The organism is Aromatoleum anaerobium, from assembly GCF_012910705.2.
GTDB lineage: Bacteria > Pseudomonadota > Gammaproteobacteria > Burkholderiales > Rhodocyclaceae > Aromatoleum > Aromatoleum anaerobium.
Genome location: NZ_WTVG02000037.1, coordinates 446,825 through 464,881 on the forward strand (window position 1 = coordinate 446,825; position 18,057 = coordinate 464,881).

Below are 18,057 nucleotides of genomic sequence, written 5' to 3' on the forward strand. Positions count from 1 at the left end.
CCCGCGCGGGCCGTGAAACGCTCAAAGGTCACGGTAGGCTTCCTCGTCGGCGCTCCCCGCCCATTCGGAAAGGGTGCCCTCGACTGCGCGCAGGTATTCGAGATCGAGCGGTTGAACGCGCCGCACGGTTGCTGTCCCATCAGCCGCCACTTCCCAGGCGATGAGATCCCCCGGCGCCACATGTAGCGCCGCGCGCACGTTCTGCGGGATGGTGGTTTGACCCTTGGCGGTAATCTTGGCGATCGCAAGCATGGCGTCCTCCGACAAGGCTTGCATTACATTCTTACTCTACTCCGAGCATCTTGCGGATCAATCAGTTCTCGCGAGGCAGCGACGAACGTCCGCGCAACGCCGCCCGTTACAGGCAAAACATCACCGGCCGTGGCACCCTCAGGCTTGCAAGGTGAAGAGCTCGCCCTCGCGTCGCACCATGCCCAGCTCTTCCAGCGCTTCGATCACCGCGAGCACCGCGGCCTTCGGCGAGCGCTTGAACTGCGCGGCGATGGCTTCAACGGGCAGGCCCTGACGGGCGAGCGCGGCGCGCACCGCGGCGACCTGGTCGCGCATGCTTTTCGGCCAGGCGAGCTTGCCCGCCGGCGCGGCAGCGGGGGCAGCTTCGGCTTCGTCCGCTTCGCCGGACGCGTAGGGCGGAAAAGCGAAGCGCCTTCCGCCATCGGCCTCCATTTCGGTGGATTGCGCCTGCGGCTTATCCACCCTACGACCCTGCGCGTCCTGGTAGTCCGGGCGCAGCCAGCGCACCAGCCCGCGCGCCTCCTCGGCGGCGCGCTGCGCGTTGAGGTCGACGAGGCGGCGCAGCAGTTCTTCCTCGGCTTCCGTCTGCGCGTCCGGCTTGTCCGGCAGCGGGGTGGTCGCGCCGGGGCGGCCGGTGAGGGCGGCAGCGAGATCGTTCCAGCCGTAGGCGTCGAACACCGCGGCGTCGAGCGCGTCGTGCAGTTCGCGCAGCACCGACACGAGCCCCTGCTCGTGGATCGTCTTGTCCTTGGCGTTCAGCGTTGCGCCGCTGCGCAGCTTTTCGAGCACGTTGTACAGGCCGGTCAGCGTCAGCTCCGCGTGCTGCGCCTGCTGGCGCTTGCGGTGCGCGTCGAGCTGTTCGGCGAGGTCGCGGATGCGGGCGGTTTGTTCCGGGGCGGCGGCGGGGAAGGGGAAGGTTTCGAAGCAGCGAGTCTTGTTGTAGCGCGGGTCGTTGCCGACGCCTAAGCGCCCGCCCATTGCTAGCGCCCAGGCGATGTGGACACGGCTCGAAAGGATGCCGAGCGGAAAGGCATCATCCGTTGCGATCCCGATAAGCATGTTGTCGGGCAGGATTTCCGCACCGAGGAACTGGAATGAGCGGTGCTTGGTCGTTTCGACTGTGGCGATGTAGCGCGGCAAGCCATCACTCATCATTCGCCAATTCCTGCGCGCTTCGCCAAATAACCACCAGTTGTCGCGGTATGTGGCCCGGTTGTTGTGATCACGTTCAGGTTTTACCCGCTCCAGCACCCACTGGTAAACAGCCGGGTACTGCGCACGAACCTCGTCACTCGTCAGGCCGAATAAGTCGATTACGCGGACGCCGCGGGGGCAATCGGTCAAATCGCGTCCGTTGCGGTAGGTGCGAATGTGCTTTTTAAGACCCGGAGTCTTGCTGAGACCAAGCTGCTCCGCCTCATTCTCAGTGACGATGAATCCGGCTCCGATAAGTTGAACGCCGCGTGAACTGATCCCTTGAAGTGCCTGCAGCGGCTGCGCCGCGGGAACGTTCGCTCCGGTCTTCAGGTTTGCAAACAGCTTGCCCGAGTGCTCCTGCAGCGTGACATCGACCTCGTCCCGATCCGTTTCGCGTTCGTCTCGCACCTGCAGCAGCCTTCCTTCCTGTTCGCCACCTGCTCCGACCGTCATCGCGATCTGCACCGCCGCGCCATCGGCCGCATCGACCCATGGATGATCGGGAATCGCGAACGCCAGCGACAGCGGATTCTTCGCGCTCAGTTGCGCTTCAATGACGCGGCGGTTGAAGGTCTGGCGGATCGAGTTCGTCGTGATGAAACCGAAGCGGCTTGTCGCGCCCGCGCGCACGCGCTCGGCGGCGATGTGCCACCAGTACATGACGAAATCGGCCGACTCCGGCACATCCGGCCAGGTGCCACGCACCGCGTCGACGTAACCGTCGCCAAGCGCGCGGCGCATCGTCGCGGCGCCGATGAACGGCGGATTGCCGACGATGTAATCCGCCTGCGGCCACTCGGCCTTCCCCGGATTCACGTAACGCTTCTGCACGCCCTGCGCCGTCTCGTCCGGGATCGGTTCGCCGGTGACGGGGCTCGGCTTGTAGCTGACGCCGTCCCAGCGCGTGACCGGGCGGCCGGCGGCATCGGTGACGAATTCCTCGCGGTCATACGCAATCAGCGCGTCGCGGTTTTCGATGTTGCGGAAGTCGCGCAGCACCGGCTCGGGCGGATTGACCGAGCCGTGGGTGCGGAAGTGCCATTGCAGGTAGCCGATCCACAGCACCATCTCGGCGATTTTCGCCGCGCGCGGGTTGATTTCGAGGCCGAGGAACTGGTGCGGGTCGACGGTGACGCCTTCGAGTTCGAGCAGGCCCTGCGATTCCCCCAGGTCGTGCAGCAGGTTCAGCACTTCGCCTTCGAGGCGCTTGAGGTGTTCGAGCGTGACGTAGAGGAAATTTCCGCTGCCGCAGGCCGGATCGAGCACGCGCACTTCGCACAGATGGCGGTGGAACGCGCGGATCTCGGCGACCGCTTCGCGGGTCTTGCCCTGCTGCTCGAAGGCGAGCGCAGCGGCCTGCACTTCCTTCCATTCAGCGCGCAGCGGTTCGATGACGGTCGGCAACACGAGGCGTTCGACATAGGCGCGCGGCGTGTAATGGGCGCCGAGCTTGTGGCGCTCGCGCGCGTCGAGGGCGCGTTCGAGCAACGTGCCGAAGATCGCCGGCTCGACGTAGCGCCAGTCGGCCTCGGAGGCTTTCAGCAACAACTCGAACTGGTCGCGGTCAAGCGGGATCGCGCTCGCCTCGGCGAACAGCCCGCCGTTGAAGCGCAGCACGTTGCCGCGCAGGATCGGCGAAAAGCCGCCGGCATTCATGTTCTGCCACAGGTGTTCGAGCATCGGCGCGAAGGTCAGCGGCGAGTCCTTGAGGCTCAGCAGCAGCTCGGTGAAGCTGCGCCCCGGCAGCAGGCCGATGTCTTCGGCGAACATCGTGAACAGCGCGCGCATCAGGAAGCCGGCGACTTTCTGCGGCGCATGGCCGGCGGCTTCGAGCGACTTCGCCAGCGTCGCCAGGCGGTCGGCGATCTCGCGCGTGACGCGCGCCGAGCGCCGCGCCGGGTCGAGCGACAGCGGGTCGAGCCACACCGCGCGCAGACGTTCGCGGATGTCGTCGCGGTGCAGGTCTTCGAGGCGGATGCGGTGGCTGCGCGGGTCGGGGAAAGGCGTGTAGGTCGCGCCCGAGCGGCTGAATTCGGCGTACAGCTCGAGGTTGCGGCCGACGTCGGTGACGACGATGAACGGCGGGCGCCCTTCGTCGGTAGGCAACGCGCGGGCGTACTGGTCGGCCTGGTTGTGGGCGCGCAGCATCGCCTTGTCCCAGCCGGAGGAATCCAGCGTCTTGCCGGTCTGCTTGGCCTCGAGGACGAAGGCGCCGCGCCGGTACAGGTCGATGAAGCCGTTGTTGGCGCCGCCGTCGGGCTGGCGCATGACGACGCGGCGCTCGAACACGTAGGCGTTGTCGTGCGTGTCGTCGCTCGCCGGCTCGGGCTGCGGCAGGTCGAGCAGCGTGCACAGCTCGGTGAGGAAGAGCTGGTAGTTCGCCCGCTCGCTGCCGCCGGCCCGGTGCCAACGCTGGATGAAGGATTCGACGGCAGGGGCGGTCACGGTCGCGGCTTCCTGTGCGGGGAAAGTCGCGGATTCTAACCGGCGCGGCCATGCCGAAGGAATGAGGAATATGCCGGGCCATTCGAGAACCGCCCGGAAGCGGGGGAGTCGATCGGAAGCTGCGCAAGCAAAAGCATGGACCTGAAAGTGCTGGACATGCGCACAAAGCTCTCGCCGTGCCGTCGATGAAGAGTTTTTCCGGAATCAGCAAGGGCCCTTCCCGAGGCACGCAAACCGCTCGGCGCCAGGGGCTACCGTCGAGGGATGATTGCGTGACGTTGACGTCAACGTCACAATACCGCCCGGCGATCTTCCGGGATCGCCGGATTCCAATCACTCCGCCAGCAGCGGACTGTTCCCCCGCTTCTTCGCCGCGCCCTGCCGCGGGGCGACCGCGGCCAGGGATGCGAGCCGGCGTACAACACGCGTCGCGGACGGGCGTCCGGGGCGTTGCATATGGGAAAGGAGAGCACATGACTGCAGTTGCCGAGTTTCTGAAAGCGCGGGACTTCCTGCTGGCCAACCGGACCGACTACGCCACTGCGTACGCCGGTTTCCAGTGGCCGCAACTGACCGAGTTCAGCTGGGCGCTGGACTATTTCGACACGATGGCGCAGGGCAACGACAAGCCGGCGCTGTGGATCGTCGAGGAAGACGGGCACGAGGCGAAGCTGTCGTTCGCCGAGATGTCGGTGCGCTCGAACCGCGTCGCGAACTGGCTGAGGAGCCACGGTGTCGCGCGCGGCGACCGCATCCTGATCATGCTCGGCAACGAAGTGCCGCTGTGGGAAACGATGCTCGCCGCGATCAAGCTCGGCGCGGTCGTGATCCCGGCGACCACCTTGCTGACGCCGGAAGATCTGCTCGACCGTCTTGACCGCGGCCAGGTCAGGCATGTCGTCATCGGCAAGGCCCACACCGACAAATTCGCGGAGCTCGCCGGCAGCTACACGCGCATCAGCGTCGGCGGCGCGACCGGCGGCTGGCTCTCGTTCGAGGACGCGTACGCGGCGTCGCCCGAATTCACGCCCGAAGGCGTGACCCGCGTCACCGATCCGCTGCTGCTGTATTTCACGTCCGGCACGACGTCGAAGCCGAAGCTCGTCGAGCACAGCCACCAGTCCTACCCGGTCGGCCACCTGTCGACGATGTACTGGATCGGCCTGCAGCCCGGCGACCGCCACATGAACATCAGCTCGCCGGGCTGGGCGAAGCACGCGTGGAGCTGCTTCTTCGCGCCGTGGAATGCCGGCGCCTGCGTGTTCCTGTACAACTACAATCGCTTCAACGCGCGCGCGTTGCTCGACGTGCTCGTGAAATACGAGATCACGACGATGTGCGCACCCCCGACGGTGTGGCGCATGCTGATCCAGCAGGACCTCGCGTCGGTGAAGACGAACCTGCGCGAGCTGATCGGCGCCGGCGAGCCGCTCAACCCTGAAGTCATCGACCAAGTGAAGAAGGCATGGGGCATCACGATCCGCGACGGCTTCGGCCAGACCGAAACGACGGCGCAGATCGGCAACACGCCGGGGCAGGTGCTCAAGCCCGGCTCGATGGGCCGACCGTTGCCCGGCTACACGATCGCGCTGCTCGACGCCGACGACAAGCCGGCCGAAGAGGGCGAAGTGTCGCTGGTGCTGGCGAAGCGTCCGCTCGGCCTGATGCTCGGCTACGCCGGTGACGCCGAGAAGACCAGCGAGGTCATGCGCAACGGTCACTACCACACCGGGGACGTCGCGAGCATCGACGCCGACGGCTACATCACGTACGTCGGCCGTGCCGACGACGTGTTCAAGGCGTCGGACTATCGCATCAGCCCGTTCGAGCTCGAGTCGGTGCTGATCGAGCACCCGGCGGTCGCCGAAGCCGCGGTCGTTCCGAGCCCGGACCCGCTGCGCCTCGCGGTGCCGAAAGCCTACGTGATCCTCGCGCCGGGCTTTGAGGCCGGCAAGGAGCTCGCGAAGGACATCTTCGCCTTTACGCGCGACAAACTCGCACCGTACAAGCGCATCCGCCGCATCGAATTTTCGGACCTGCCGAAGACCATCTCGGGCAAGATCCGGCGCGTTGAGCTGCGCAGGAGCGAACAGGGCAAGGACGCCTCGACAGTGCGCAGGGAGTTGGAGTTCTTCGAAGAGGACTTCCCGGAGCTGAAGGGCTGATCAGTGTCGTGTGAGGCAAAGTGCCGGGCGGCGGGGGCAGCCCGCCGTTTTCGCGTCCTGGGTCCGGCCCGACGGAAGTTTTCCGTCGAGACCGCCGCGCCGGGTGCTGCCCGCCGTAAGCTGATATAATTGCGGCCGTGGCGGGTCTCCCCGCATTGCAGCGCGGTGAACCTGGTCAGGGCCGGAAGGCAGCAGCCACAGCCGTTCCCTGCAAGTGCCGGGGGTCAGGCTCGCCACCCCTGACAATCGCGCGAAGGGCGTCTTCCCATGAAGACGCCCTTCGGCATATTTGGGCTGGCGACTCTCGTTTCTTCGCCGGGCACGCCGTGGCCGTGCCGGCGGTGGCGCCGCGGGACAGGGGCCGCTCTGCTAGAATCCCGCCATGAGCTATCAGGTTCTCGCCCGCAAGTGGCGCCCGAAGAGTTTCGCGACGCTGGTCGGCCAGGAACACGTCGTCCGGGCGCTCAGCCATGCGCTCGCCACCGGCCGGCTGCACCACGCGTGGCTGTTCACCGGCACGCGCGGCGTCGGCAAGACGACCATTTCGCGCATTCTCGCGAAAGCACTGAACTGCGAAACCGGCGTCACGCCCGAGCCGTGCGGCACTTGCGCGGCCTGCCGCGCGATCGACGCGGACCGTTTTCCCGACTACGTCGAGATGGATGCGGCCTCGAACCGCGGGGTCGAGGACATGGCGGCGCTGCTCGACAAGGCGGTCTATGCGCCGGCGCAGGGGCGCTACAAGGTCTACATGATCGACGAAGTCCACATGCTGACCGGGCATGCGTTCAACGCGATGTTGAAGACGCTCGAAGAGCCTCCCGAACACGTCAAGTTCATCCTGGCGACGACGGATCCGCAGAAAATCCCGGTGACGGTGCTCTCCCGCTGCCTGCAGTTCAACCTCAAGCAGATGCCGCCGGGGCACATCATCGACCATCTCGGCGGCATCCTCGAGGCCGAGGGCGTGCCATTCGAGGTCCCCGCGCTGCGCCACCTCGCCAAGGCGGCGAACGGCTCGATGCGGGATGCACTGTCGCTGCTCGACCAAGCGATCGCGCACGGTTCGGGGCGCGTCGAGGAAGAGCAGGTCTCGCACATGCTCGGTACGGTCGGCGACGACCATCTGTACGCGGTGCTCGACGCGCTGGCCGCAGGCGACGTCGCCGGGATGCTCGCGGTGGCCGATCGCATGGAGGCGCGCAGTTTGTCGTTCGACGCGGCGTTGCAGGCGCTCGCCTCGCTGCTGCACCGCATCGCGCTCATGCAGTTCGCCCCGGCGGCGATCGCCGACGATGCGGAACGCCAACGTCTCGCACCGTATGCCGAGGCCTTCGACGCCGAGTTCCTGCAACTCGCCTACCAGATCGCCATCCATGGCCGCGACGAACTGTCGCTGGCGCCGGACGACTACGCGGGCTTCACGATGAGCCTGTTGCGCCTGCACGCATTCCGCCCCGAGCAGCCGGTGGCGCTCGGCAGTCCCGGCGACGCGGCCGGCGGAGGCGGGGCGGGACGGGCGCGTGTCATCCCTCCGTCGCCGCCGCAGCCGGCCGCCAGTCTCGCAGCACGGGCCACGGCACCGGTGCCGCAGCGCGACGCCGCGCCGGTGGCAAGACCGCCGGTGGCAAGGGGGATCCCCGTGGAGCATTCGCCACGCGAACGCGGGATTGCCGAGGCCGGGACGCGTTCGTCGCCGCCCGGCAGAGCAGTGGCGGTCGCCGAAGGTCCGGCCGAACCGTCGAACTCCGTTCCGCCGTGGGAGGACCTGCCGCCGGAGGCGTTCGCCGGGGAAACATCCGTGCCGCAACCCGCCCGCTCGTCCGCGCCGGCGCGCCTGCACTCCGGGAACGTGGTGGTCGAGCCGTCCCCCCTGCCCACGCCGGCACGAAGCGCGACGGCGGCGGCCGGAAGTGCTGTTCCGCGGCGCGCCGAGCGGCCGGAAGTCACGCCCGCATCGCCGGGCACAACAGCGCCCGAGATCGCGTCGGCCTTTGCCGCCGGCGAATGGCATGCGATCCTCCGCGCGCTCGGCCTCGGCGGGATGATGCGGGAACTCGCGCAGCACTGCGAATGGACCGGATTTGCCGACGGCGTGCTGAACCTCCGGCTATCCGAAACCCATCGCCATTTGCTGGGCATGAATCCGGGACTCCTCGACCGCCTGCAGGACGCGCTCGCGACGCAGTATGGCGGTCCGCTGCGGCTCAGGATCGAGACCGGCGCGATCGCCGGCGAAACCCCGGCGCAACGCGACCAGGCGGAAAAACGGGCGCGGCACGTCGAGGCTGTGGCGGCGTTGGAGAGCGACCCTTTCGTGCGTGAACTGATCGAACGATTCGACGCGTCCCTCGTGGAAGCGTCGGTAAGACCACTTTGAATTTCTCTTGCGGAGAATCTGGCGATGATGAAAGGCGGAATTGCCGGGCTGATGAAACAGGCCCAGCAGATGCAGGAAAACATGAAGAAGATGCAGGACCAGTTGGCCTCGGTCGAAGTCGAGGGGCAGTCGGGCGCCGGGATGGTCAAGGTGCTGATGACCTGCAAGTACGACGTGCGCCGCGTGACGATCGACGACTCGGTGATGGACGACAAGGAAATGCTCGAGGATCTCCTCGCGGCCGCTGTCAATGACGCGGTGCGCCGCGTGGAAACGACGACGCAGGAGAAAATGGCGGGCTTCACGTCCGGCCTCAACCTGCCGCCCGGGATGAAGCTGCCGTTCTGAATGTCCCCTTCCAGTCTTGACGAACTGATCGACGCGTTGCGCGGCCTGCCTGGGGTCGGGCCGAAGTCTGCGCAGCGCATGGCCTACCATCTTTTGCAGCGCGACCAGCGCGGCGCCGAACGTCTTGCCCGGGCGCTCGGCAATGCGCTCGCGGTGCTGTGTCATTGCGAACGCTGCAACACCTTCACAGAAACCGAGATCTGCCAGCGCTGCGCGAGCCCCCAGCGCGACGCGTCGCTGCTGTGCGTCGTCGAAATGCCGGCCGACCTCGCGGTGATCGAGCAGACCCATGCGTACAACGGGCTGTATTACGTGCTCATGGGCCGTCTGTCGCCGCTCGATGGCATCGGTCCGCGCGAACTCAAGCTCGACAAGCTGCTCGCCCGGGTCGCCGACAACACCGTGCAGGAAGTGATCCTCGCGACGAACTTCACGAATGAAGGCGAGGCGACGGCCCACATCGTCGCGGAACTGCTCGCCGCGCGCGGCGTCAAGGTCAGCCGTCTCTCGCGGGGCGTGCCGGTGGGCGGCGAACTCGAACACACCGACACCGGCACGATCGCGCAGGCGCTCGTCGAGAGGCGCCCGCTCTGACCGCCGGCAGCATGTTGCTGCGCCGCACAAAACACCTCGTTGCAGCTGCGTTCCGGGCGCCCGCGCGGAATGCTAAATCCATGATCCGAATACACCTTTGAGCTTTATGCTTTTTATGTTGCGGCCAGTTTGATAGAATCCGGCAGTTTTTTTGTATCCGGAAATGGCTTTTTTTCAGGGATGATGTCATGAGCGTGGATCAGAAGATGGACAGTGGCCGGCGGCAACTGCTTGTCGCAACGTCGGCGGTCGGCGGCGTTGCAGTGGTCGCGACGGCGGTGCCGTTCGTTGCCAGCTTGACGCCGTCGGAACGTGCCAAGGCGGCAGGCGCCCCGGTCGAAGCGGATATCGGCAAGCTCGCGCCAGGCGAGATGATGACTGTGGAGTGGCGCGGCAAGCCGGTGTGGATCCTGCGGCGTACGCCCGAAATGCTCGCGTCGCTGGAAAAGACCGAGCCGCTGGTGAGCGATCCGGCTTCGGAAAAGCCGATGCAGCCGGAATACGCGCAAAACAAGCACCGTTCGATCAACCCCGAATACCTCGTCGCGGTCGGCATCTGCACCCACCTGGGCTGTTCGCCGAGCGACAAGTTCAAGGTCGGTGCCGAGAGCGGCGTCGGGCCCGACTGGCCGGGCGGCTTCCTGTGCCCCTGCCACGGCTCCCTGTTCGACCTTGCCGGGCGCGTTTATCGCAGCATGCCGGCGCCGGACAATCTCGAGATTCCGCCCTACAAGTTCCTCGCGGATACGCGGATTCTCATCGGTGACGACGCAAAGGCCTAAGCGATGACTACAAAATCACAAGAACTGATGCACTGGATCGACGCGCGCTTCCCGCTCACGTCGACCTGGAAGGCGCACCTGTCGGAATATTACGCGCCGAAGAACTTCAATTTCTGGTACTTCTTCGGGTCGCTCGCGCTGCTGGTGCTGGTGATCCAGATCGTGACCGGCATCTTCCTGGTCATGCACTACAAGCCCGATGCTTCGGTGAACGCGTCCGGCATCCCCGTCGCATTCGCCAGCGTCGAATACATCATGCGCGAAGTGCCGGGCGGCTGGCTGATCCGCTACCTGCACTCGACCGGCGCGTCGGCGTTCTTCGTCGTCGTCTACCTGCACATGTTCCGCGGGCTGCTGTACGGCTCGTACCGCAAGCCCCGCGAGCTGATCTGGGTCTTCGGCACGCTGATCTTCCTTGCGCTGATGGCCGAAGCGTTCATGGGCTACCTGTTGCCGTGGGGGCAGATGTCGTTCTGGGGTGCGCAGGTGATCGTGAACCTGTTTTCCGCGATCCCTGTGATCGGGCCGGACCTGTCGCTGGTCATCCGCGGTGATTACGTGGTGTCCGACGCGACGCTGAACCGCTTCTTCTCGTTCCACGTGATCGCCGTGCCGCTGGTGCTGATCGGCCTGGTGCTGGCGCACATCGTCGCGCTGCACGAAGTGGGCTCGAACAACCCGGACGGGGTCGAGATCAAGAAGAAGAAGGACGCCAGCGGCATCCCGCTCGACGGCATCCCGTTCCACCCGTACTACACCGTGAAGGACATCATGGGCGTAGTCGGTTTCCTGATCGTGTTCTCGGCAATCCTGTTCTTTGCGCCCGAGGGCGGCGGCTACTTCCTCGAGTACAACAACTTCATCCCCGCCGACCCGCTTAAGACGCCGCCGCATATCGCGCCGGTGTGGTACTTCACGCCGTTCTACTCGATCCTGCGCGCGGTGACGTACCCGCTGTTCGGCGTCGATGCGAAGTTCTGGGGCGTCGTCGCGATGGGCGCGTCGGTCGTGATCATCGCCTTCCTGCCGTGGCTGGACCGCAGCCCGGTGAAGTCGATCCGCTACAAGGGCGGGCTGTTCAAGGCCATCCTGGCGGTGTTCCTGGTCGCGTTCTTCATCCTCGGCTACCTCGGCGTGCTGCCCCCGACCCCGGGCCGTACCCTGGTCGCCCAGATCTGCTCGGTGCTGTACTTCGCGTTCTTCCTGTTGATGCCGTGGTACAGCAAACTCGACAAGTGCAAACCCGAACCGGAAAGGGTGACGTTCAAATGAGCATTCGTGTGATCAAGACTCTCAAGCGCCTGGCCGCCATCGTGCTGTTCGCGCCGGCTCTCGCGCTGTCCGCCGGGGCGGAACTGCATCTGGACAAGGCGCCGGTCAGCTCCGACCCGGCCGCACTGCAGAATGGCGCCAAGGTGTTCGTCAACTACTGCCTGAACTGCCACAGCGCGAGCTTCGCGCGTTACAACACGCTGCAGCAGATCGGTCTCGACGAGCAGCAGATCCGCGACAACCTGATGTTCACCGGCGAACGCGTCGGCGACCTGATGAAGATCGCGATGCGCCCGGCCGAATCGAAGGTGTGGTTCGGGGTGACCCCGCCCGACCTGACGCTGATCGCGCGCCAGCGCGCATCCGAGTTCGGCAGCGGCGCCGACTGGCTGTACACTTATCTGCGTCAGTTCTACCGCGATCCGGCGCGCCCGACAGGCTGGAACAACGTGGTATTCGGCAACGTCGGCATGCCGCACGCGCTGTGGGAACTGCAGGGCCAACAGGTCGCGAAGGTCACCGAGCACGAGGACGGCACGAAATCGGTCGCCCTTGAACTCGCGACGCCGGGCAGGATGAGCGTCGAGGAATATGACAAGACGGTTGCCGACCTGGTCTCCTTCCTCGTCTGGATGGGGGAGCCGATGGCCGACAAACGCAAGACGATCGGGATGTACGTATTGATCTTCCTGGCGGGGCTGTTCGTGCTCTCCTATGCTTTGAAGAAAAATTACTGGAAGGATATTCACTGAGAACCCGCCGGACCTGATCCGCGCACTCATTGAATTTGACGCACCACGCGGTCATCGCGTGGTGCGCTTTGCTTTTGTACCAGGAGCTGCAACAACATGATGAACCTGTATTCCGGCACAACCGATCCGTTCAGTCACCGCTGCCGGATCGTGCTCTTCGAAAAGGGAATGGACTTCGAGGTCATCGATGTCGACCTCTACAACAAGCCCGAAGACATCGCCATCATCAACCCGTACAACCGGGTGCCGGTGCTGGTCGATCGCGACCTCGTCCTGTACGAGGCGAACATCATCAACGAGTACATCGACGAGCGCTTCCCGCATCCGCAGCTGATGCCGCCCGACCCGATCTTGCGCGCGCGTGCCCGCCAGTTGCTGCACACGTTCGAGCAGGAACTGTTCTCGCACATCGACGTGCTCGAGAAGAACCAGAAGGGCGTCGAAAAGAGCCGCGCCCACGTGCGTGACCAACTCGTTCAACTCGCACCGATCTTCGTCAAGCAGAAGTTCATGCTAGGCGACGAGTTCTCGATGCTCGACGTCGCGATCGCCCCCTTGCTTTGGCGTCTCGAGCATTACGGCATCGAACTGCCGAAGGCCGCTGCGAATCTCATGAAATACGCCGAACGCATTTTCAGCCGGCAGGGTTTCATCGACGCCTTGACCCCGTCCGAAAAGGTGATGCGGCGCTGAACGCCGAGGCCCCGTGTGAGGGGCGCTACCGACCATGACAAACATATCTACCAAACCCTACCTGCTCCGCGCCATTTTCGAATGGTGCGTCGACCAGGGCTTCACGCCCCATATCGCGGTGCTCGTCGACGAGCGTACCGTGGTCCCGGCGGGCTATGCGCAAGACGGACAGATCGTGCTCAACCTGGGTTCCGAAGCGACGCAGCAACTGGTCATGGGCAACGACCTGATCACTTTCCAGGCGCGTTTCGGCGGCGTCGCCCACGCGCTGTCGGTCCCGGTGTCCAACGTCCTTGCAATCTACGCGCGGGAGAACGGGCACGGCATGGCGTTCGAGCCTGAAGCGGTGGTCGAGGCACCTGGTGTCCCGGCCGAGCAGGTCGGCGGACAGCAGGACGAGGGCACTGCCGCCGCCACGCCGCCTGCGGAAAGGCGTCCGCCGGCGGGACGCAACCACCTGAAGATCGTCAAGTAACCGGGTGCAGCACAGGCCCGGACGCCGCTCGGTTAACGGGACGAGCGCGGCCGAGGGTCAGGCTTCGTTTCCCAGGAACGGGAAGTGGGGTACCGGCGCTCGCCGGCCCGACATCAGGTCGGCGAGGCAGCTGGCAGACCCGCAGGCGAGCGTCCATCCGAGTGTCCCGTGTCCGGTGTTGTACCAAAGGTTGGGCAGACGGCTCCGCCCGATCAGCGGGACATTGCCGGGCGTGGCGGGGCGCAGGCCGGCCCACAGGTGCGCGCCGGCGGTGTCGGTGACGTCGGGAAAACGCGCCTCCAGCCAGTCCAGGATGGCTTGGCAGCGGGCCAGGTTAATCTCGGTGTTGTAGCCGTTCAACTCGGCCGTCCCGGCGACGCGCAACCGGTCGCCAAGGCGCGAGCACACGATGCGGCGCGATTCATCGGTGAGGCTGACGCTGGGCGCGCGCTGCGGGTCGCGTAGCGGGACGGTCACCGAATACCCTTTCACCGGGTAGATCGGCAGCTGCTCGCCAAGCGGGGCGACCAGCGGGCGGCTGTAGCTGCCGAGACACAGCACGTAGGCCGCGGCGGTAAGCCCGCCGTTGCGCCCTTCGGCGTCGTGGACCTCGATGCCGTTCATGCGCCCGCCGCTGTGGTCGATGCGGGTGATCGTGGTGTTGTAATGGAAGCGCACGCCCGCCTGCGCCGCCCGCTCGGCGAGTGCCTGGGTGAAACGGAAAGCGTCCCCCGACTCGTCGTTCGGTGCATACAGGCCGCCCGCAAGTTCCCCGGCCGTGCCGGCGAGCGCAGGTTCGATCGCGAGGCATTCGTCGCGGCTGCACGAGCGGGCCTGGATGCCATAGGTCGCGAGTTCCGCAACCTTGGCGCCGACGCGCGCGAACTCCTGCGGCGTAAAGAACAAATGCAGGATGCCGCGCTCGAGATGGTCGTAGGCGATGCCGGTTTCCGCGCGCAGCGCGCGCAGACGTTCGCCGCTGTGCACGGCGAGACTGGCAATGGCGGCGGTGTTGCGTCGCGCCCGGTGCGGCAGGCATTCACGCAGGAAGGCGAGCGTCCAGGCCCATTGGGCGGGGTCGGCGTGGGGGCGGAACAGCAGCGGGGCGTCCTCGCGGCCGAACCAGCGCAGGGCGTTGAGCGGGGCCGCGGGGTTCGCCCAGGGTTCGGGGTGGCTGATCGAGATCTGGCCGCCGTTGGCGTAGCTGGTTTCGAGCGCGGCCTCGGGCTGGCGATCCACCACGCTTACCTCGAAGCCCGCCCTGGCCAGATACCAGGCGGTGGTGACGCCGGTCACGCCGGCGCCGAGAACCAGAACATGCATAGTGAGCGAGTGGGTTGAACGGAAAGAATTTTTGAGCCGCGCCGGACCGGACGTCTGCGATGGCGCAGTACGAGGCGGTGCAGCGGTGCAGGGGCAGCGATCGCCCAAGGATCATAACCGCGTTCGCGCACAGTGGTGCGCTCGACCGCCTTCCGCGGGATAATCCGCGCCGCAAGCTTGCGAAACAAACTGAAGTCTGGCCCGGCTGGACCAACAAGGAGTCAATTCATGCGACGCGTCACGCTAACCCAATTCCTGATCGAGCAGCAGCGCGCTGGCCGCACCAGCCCGGACCTGCGACTGCTGATCGAAGTCGTCGCCCGGGCGGTGAAGGCGATCGGCGTCAATGTCTCGAAAGGGGCGCTGGCCGACCTGCTCGGCGAGGCGGGCACCGACAACATCCAGGGCGAAGCGCAAAAGAAGCTCGACGTGATCGCAAACGAGATCCTGCTGCAGGCTAACGAATGGGGCGGGCACCTCGCGGCGATGGCATCGGAAGAGGTCGAGGAGGTGCACCAGATTCCGTTTGACTACCCGAAGGGCGGCTACCTGCTGCTGTTCGATCCGCTTGATGGTTCGTCGAACATCGACGTCAATATCTCGGTCGGCACGATCTTCTCGGTGCTGCGCTTTCCCGAAGGTGTCAAGGAGCCGAACGAGCAATGCTTCCTGCAGCCCGGTCGCGAGCAGGTCGCCGCGGGATACGCGCTGTACGGTCCGTCGACCCTGCTGATCCTCACCGTCGGCAACGGCGTGCATGGCTTCACGCTGGACCGCGAGATGGGCAGCTTCGTCTACACCCACCCGTTCATGACGGTGCCGGTGGATACACAGGAATATGCGATCAACGCATCGAACGCGCGCCACTGGGAGCCGCCGGTGCAGCGCTATGTGGCCGAGTTGCAGCAGGGCAAGACGGGGCCGCGCGGCAAGGATTTCAACATGCGCTGGGTCGCGTCGATGGTCGCCGACGTGCATCGCGTCCTCACGCGCGGCGGCATCTTCATGTATCCGCTGGACGAGAAATGCCGTGACCAGGGCGGCAAGCTGCGCCTGATGTACGAGGCGAATCCGATGGCGATGCTCGTCGAGCAGGCCGGGGGCTCGGCAACGACCGGGCGCCAGCGGATCCTCGATGTGCAGCCGGAAAGGCTGCACCAGCGCGTGCCGGTGATCCTCGGTTCGACCCACGAAGTGGAGCGCGTGACCGCCTACCATCTCGAAGGCTGAGCCGACGATGCCGGGCTGTAGGGCGTCCATGCCGGGAAAGACGGCGGGAGCTCCAGCCGCAGCCTGAAGGCGCAGCACGATCCGGATTCCGCCGAGGCCGCGCCTCTGCCGTAGAATCCGGTCATGACAGCTTTCCGGATTCGTGCGCTGCTCCGGCTGTGGCTCGTCGCGCTGTGCCTTGGCCTTTCGTCCGGCACCGTGTTCGCCCAAGCCCCGCTGCAGGTCGAACTCGACGCGCCTGACAGCGTGCGACCGCTGCTCGAGCGTCATCTGCGCATTCTCGATCGCGACGACCAGGCCTTGCCCGAAGCACAGGCCGACCGCATCGCGCTGGCCCGGCGCACGCGGCGCGAAGCGGCGGAACTGCTGGCGACCGAAGGGTATTTCACACCCGAGATCCGTTTGCAGCGCGAGCCGGATGGCCGCTGGCAGCTGTCGGTCGAGCCCGGCACGCAGGCGAGCATCGCCGGTGTCGAGTTGCTGTTCGACGGCGATCTGGCCGGCGACGGCAAGGCGCGCGCGGAACGTCGCGCTGCGCTGCGCCGCGCCTGGCCTCTCGCGCCGGGAGAACCTTTTCGCCAGAGCGCCTGGGACGACGCGAAGGCGCGGCTCCTCGACGGGGTCGCGGTGCGCGACTACGCTGCGGCGCGCATTGTCGACAGCCGTGCCGAAGTCGATCCGGACAACGCAACCGTGCAGCTTTCGGTGACGGTCGACTCCGGCCCGCGCTTTTTCCTCGGCCCGCTCGAGGTGTCGGGCCTGCAGGATCTTCCTCCCGATTTCGTCGAACGTTTCAACCTGCTGGAGCCCGGCGAGCCGTTCGACCAGGAGCGCCTCCTCGCGCTGCAGACTGCGCTGCAGAACTCCCCGCAGTTCGCCTCCGTGATCGTCGATATCGAGCGCGACCCGGCGCTTGCCGCCGCCGTGCCGATCCGGGTCCAGATCACCGAAGCGCAGTCCCGACACCTCGGTTTCGGCGTCGGCTATTCGACCAACACCGGTTTTCGTACCGAGATGAGCTGGCGCGACGTAAACCTTCTCGACCGCGGCTGGGAACTCGCCGCCGGACTACGACTCGAGCAGCGCCGTCACGCCGCGTACGCGGATGTTTTCCTTCCGCCCGCGCGCGCCGGCCATCGGGACAGCTTGGGTGCCGCGATCGAGCGCAGCACCGTCGAGGGGTTGACGCTGACGACCCAGGCGGTGGGCGTGGCGCGCACCAAGACACGCGGCAACATCGACACGCGCCTCGCGCTGCGCCTGCAGCACGAGCAACGCGACCCCGACGGCGCACCGTCGACGAGCCGCAACGCGCTGACGGCGAACTGGACGTGGATCCGGCTGCGGGTCGACAACCTCCTCGATCCACGACGAGGCGATGTGCTGCAGTTCGACATCGGCGGCGGCGCGAAGGCGGTACTGTCCGACCAGGATTTCCTCCGGCTTTACGGCCGCTACGTGCGCTACCTGCCTTTTGCCGAGCGTGACGTGCTGATCCTGCGCGCCGAAGGCGGGGCGACGCTGGCACCGAGTCGCGACGGCGTGCCGCACGATTTCCTGTTCCGTACCGGTGGCACGCAAACGGTGCGCGGCTACGCGTTCGAGAGCCTCGGCGTGAGAGAGGGCGATGCCACCGTCGGCGGACGTTACCTCGCGACGCTGAGCGCCGAGTATGTCCACTGGTTCTTGCCGCAGTGGGGAGCGGCGGCCTTCGTCGATGCGGGCGACGCCGCCGACAGCCGCGACGGATTCACTCTCAAGACTGGCTACGGGGTCGGCGCACGCTGGAAAAGTCCGGCCGGCCCGCTCGCCATCGATCTCGCTTACGGCCACGAGGAACGGCGGCTGCGCCTGCATTTCGGCATCGCCATCGCATTTTGAACGGCGCCGCGGGACCCCGTCGCATGCCGGGGGACCCGTCCTGCGGCGTCGCAGACGTACGGCGCGTCGTCGCCACCGAGCATGCGGCGCTTGGCCATATCGGGCCTCCTGTCGAATGGAGCAAAAGGTGCAGCATCCCGCGTTCCTGTCGCCGCTCGACGGGAATTTGAATTCTCCGCTCTTGAAATCGGCCGGGGCCGTCCCTATTATTAGCACTCGTTGGCAGTGAGTGCTAACCGTCCCGGGCCAGTCCGCGCCCTTGATATGT

14 protein-coding genes and 1 other RNA gene are annotated in these 18,057 nt (G+C 66.0%); 12 read left to right on the top strand and 3 right to left on the bottom strand.

All coding sequences use genetic code 11. The features are described 5' to 3' along the window. Positions 1-21: 21 nt before the first annotated feature. Together GO606_RS08150 and GO606_RS08155 are read right to left on the bottom strand one after the other, a co-directional pair. On the bottom strand, positions 22-252 hold the full coding sequence (locus tag GO606_RS08150) for an AbrB/MazE/SpoVT family DNA-binding domain-containing protein (protein ID WP_169118174.1): 231 nt from the start codon (positions 250-252) through the stop codon (positions 22-24). Between the two features lie 138 nt (positions 253-390). Then, the gene (locus GO606_RS08155; protein ID WP_169118175.1) at positions 391-3,894 is read right to left on the bottom strand and encodes a class I SAM-dependent DNA methyltransferase; all 3,504 of its coding nucleotides are present in this window, start codon (positions 3,892-3,894) and stop codon (positions 391-393) included. Between the two features lie 473 nt (positions 3,895-4,367). On the opposite strand from GO606_RS08155, the gene GO606_RS08160 reads away from it, so the two are divergent. The 10 genes from GO606_RS08160 to GO606_RS08205 all read left to right on the top strand — a co-directional run bounded on the left by GO606_RS08160 (position 4,368) and on the right by GO606_RS08205 (position 13,355). Then, positions 4,368-6,059, top strand: coding sequence for an AMP-binding protein (locus GO606_RS08160; protein WP_169118176.1), 1,692 nt, complete (start codon positions 4,368-4,370; stop codon positions 6,057-6,059). A gap of 139 nt (positions 6,060-6,198) precedes the next feature. Then, an RNA gene (ffs, locus tag GO606_RS08165) (signal recognition particle sRNA small type) lies at positions 6,199-6,297 on the top strand. Between the two features lie 144 nt (positions 6,298-6,441). Then, on the top strand, positions 6,442-8,439 hold the full coding sequence (dnaX, locus tag GO606_RS08170) for a DNA polymerase III subunit gamma/tau (protein WP_169118177.1): 1,998 nt from the start codon (positions 6,442-6,444) through the stop codon (positions 8,437-8,439). Between the two features lie 24 nt (positions 8,440-8,463). Next, positions 8,464-8,787, top strand: a complete 324-nt coding sequence (locus tag GO606_RS08175) for a YbaB/EbfC family nucleoid-associated protein (protein ID WP_011236490.1) — start codon at positions 8,464-8,466, stop codon at positions 8,785-8,787. Then, positions 8,788-9,381 carry a recombination mediator RecR gene (recR, locus tag GO606_RS08180; protein ID WP_169118178.1) on the top strand — a complete coding sequence of 198 codons (594 nt, stop codon included), beginning with the start codon at positions 8,788-8,790 and terminating at the stop codon, positions 9,379-9,381. It begins immediately after the preceding gene. A 188-nt stretch (positions 9,382-9,569) separates the two neighbouring features. Then, positions 9,570-10,163 carry a ubiquinol-cytochrome c reductase iron-sulfur subunit gene (petA, locus tag GO606_RS08185; protein ID WP_169118179.1) on the top strand — a complete coding sequence of 198 codons (594 nt, stop codon included), beginning with the start codon at positions 9,570-9,572 and terminating at the stop codon, positions 10,161-10,163. Between the two features lie 3 nt (positions 10,164-10,166). After that, the gene (locus tag GO606_RS08190; protein WP_169118180.1) at positions 10,167-11,435 is read left to right on the top strand and encodes a cytochrome b; all 1,269 of its coding nucleotides are present in this window, start codon (positions 10,167-10,169) and stop codon (positions 11,433-11,435) included. Next, complete coding sequence (locus GO606_RS08195; RefSeq protein WP_169118181.1) at positions 11,432-12,187, top strand: cytochrome c1; 756 nt, start codon at positions 11,432-11,434, stop codon at positions 12,185-12,187. The genes GO606_RS08190 and GO606_RS08195 overlap by 4 nt, the downstream gene beginning before the upstream one ends. Before the next feature lie 96 nt (positions 12,188-12,283). After that, positions 12,284-12,880, top strand: a complete 597-nt coding sequence (locus tag GO606_RS08200) for a glutathione S-transferase N-terminal domain-containing protein (RefSeq protein ID WP_169118182.1) — start codon at positions 12,284-12,286, stop codon at positions 12,878-12,880. Positions 12,881-12,914: 34 nt separating this feature from the next. Further along, a complete protein-coding gene (locus GO606_RS08205; RefSeq protein ID WP_169118183.1) occupies positions 12,915-13,355 on the top strand; it encodes a ClpXP protease specificity-enhancing factor in 441 nt (146 codons plus the stop codon). 57 nt (positions 13,356-13,412) lie between these two features. Here GO606_RS08205 and GO606_RS08210 read toward each other — a convergent pair whose 3' ends face one another. Further along, positions 13,413-14,678, bottom strand: a complete 1,266-nt coding sequence (locus tag GO606_RS08210) for a D-amino acid dehydrogenase (RefSeq protein WP_169118184.1) — start codon at positions 14,676-14,678, stop codon at positions 13,413-13,415. A gap of 228 nt (positions 14,679-14,906) precedes the next feature. Here GO606_RS08210 and GO606_RS08215 point away from each other — a divergent pair, with 228 nt between their 5' ends. Together GO606_RS08215 and GO606_RS08220 are read left to right on the top strand one after the other, a co-directional pair. Next, positions 14,907-15,908, top strand: coding sequence for a class 1 fructose-bisphosphatase (locus GO606_RS08215; RefSeq protein ID WP_169118185.1), 1,002 nt, complete (start codon positions 14,907-14,909; stop codon positions 15,906-15,908). A gap of 123 nt (positions 15,909-16,031) precedes the next feature. Next, complete coding sequence (locus GO606_RS08220) at positions 16,032-17,789, top strand: autotransporter assembly complex protein TamA (protein WP_169118186.1); 1,758 nt, start codon at positions 16,032-16,034, stop codon at positions 17,787-17,789. The last annotated feature ends 268 nt before the right edge of the window (positions 17,790-18,057 follow it).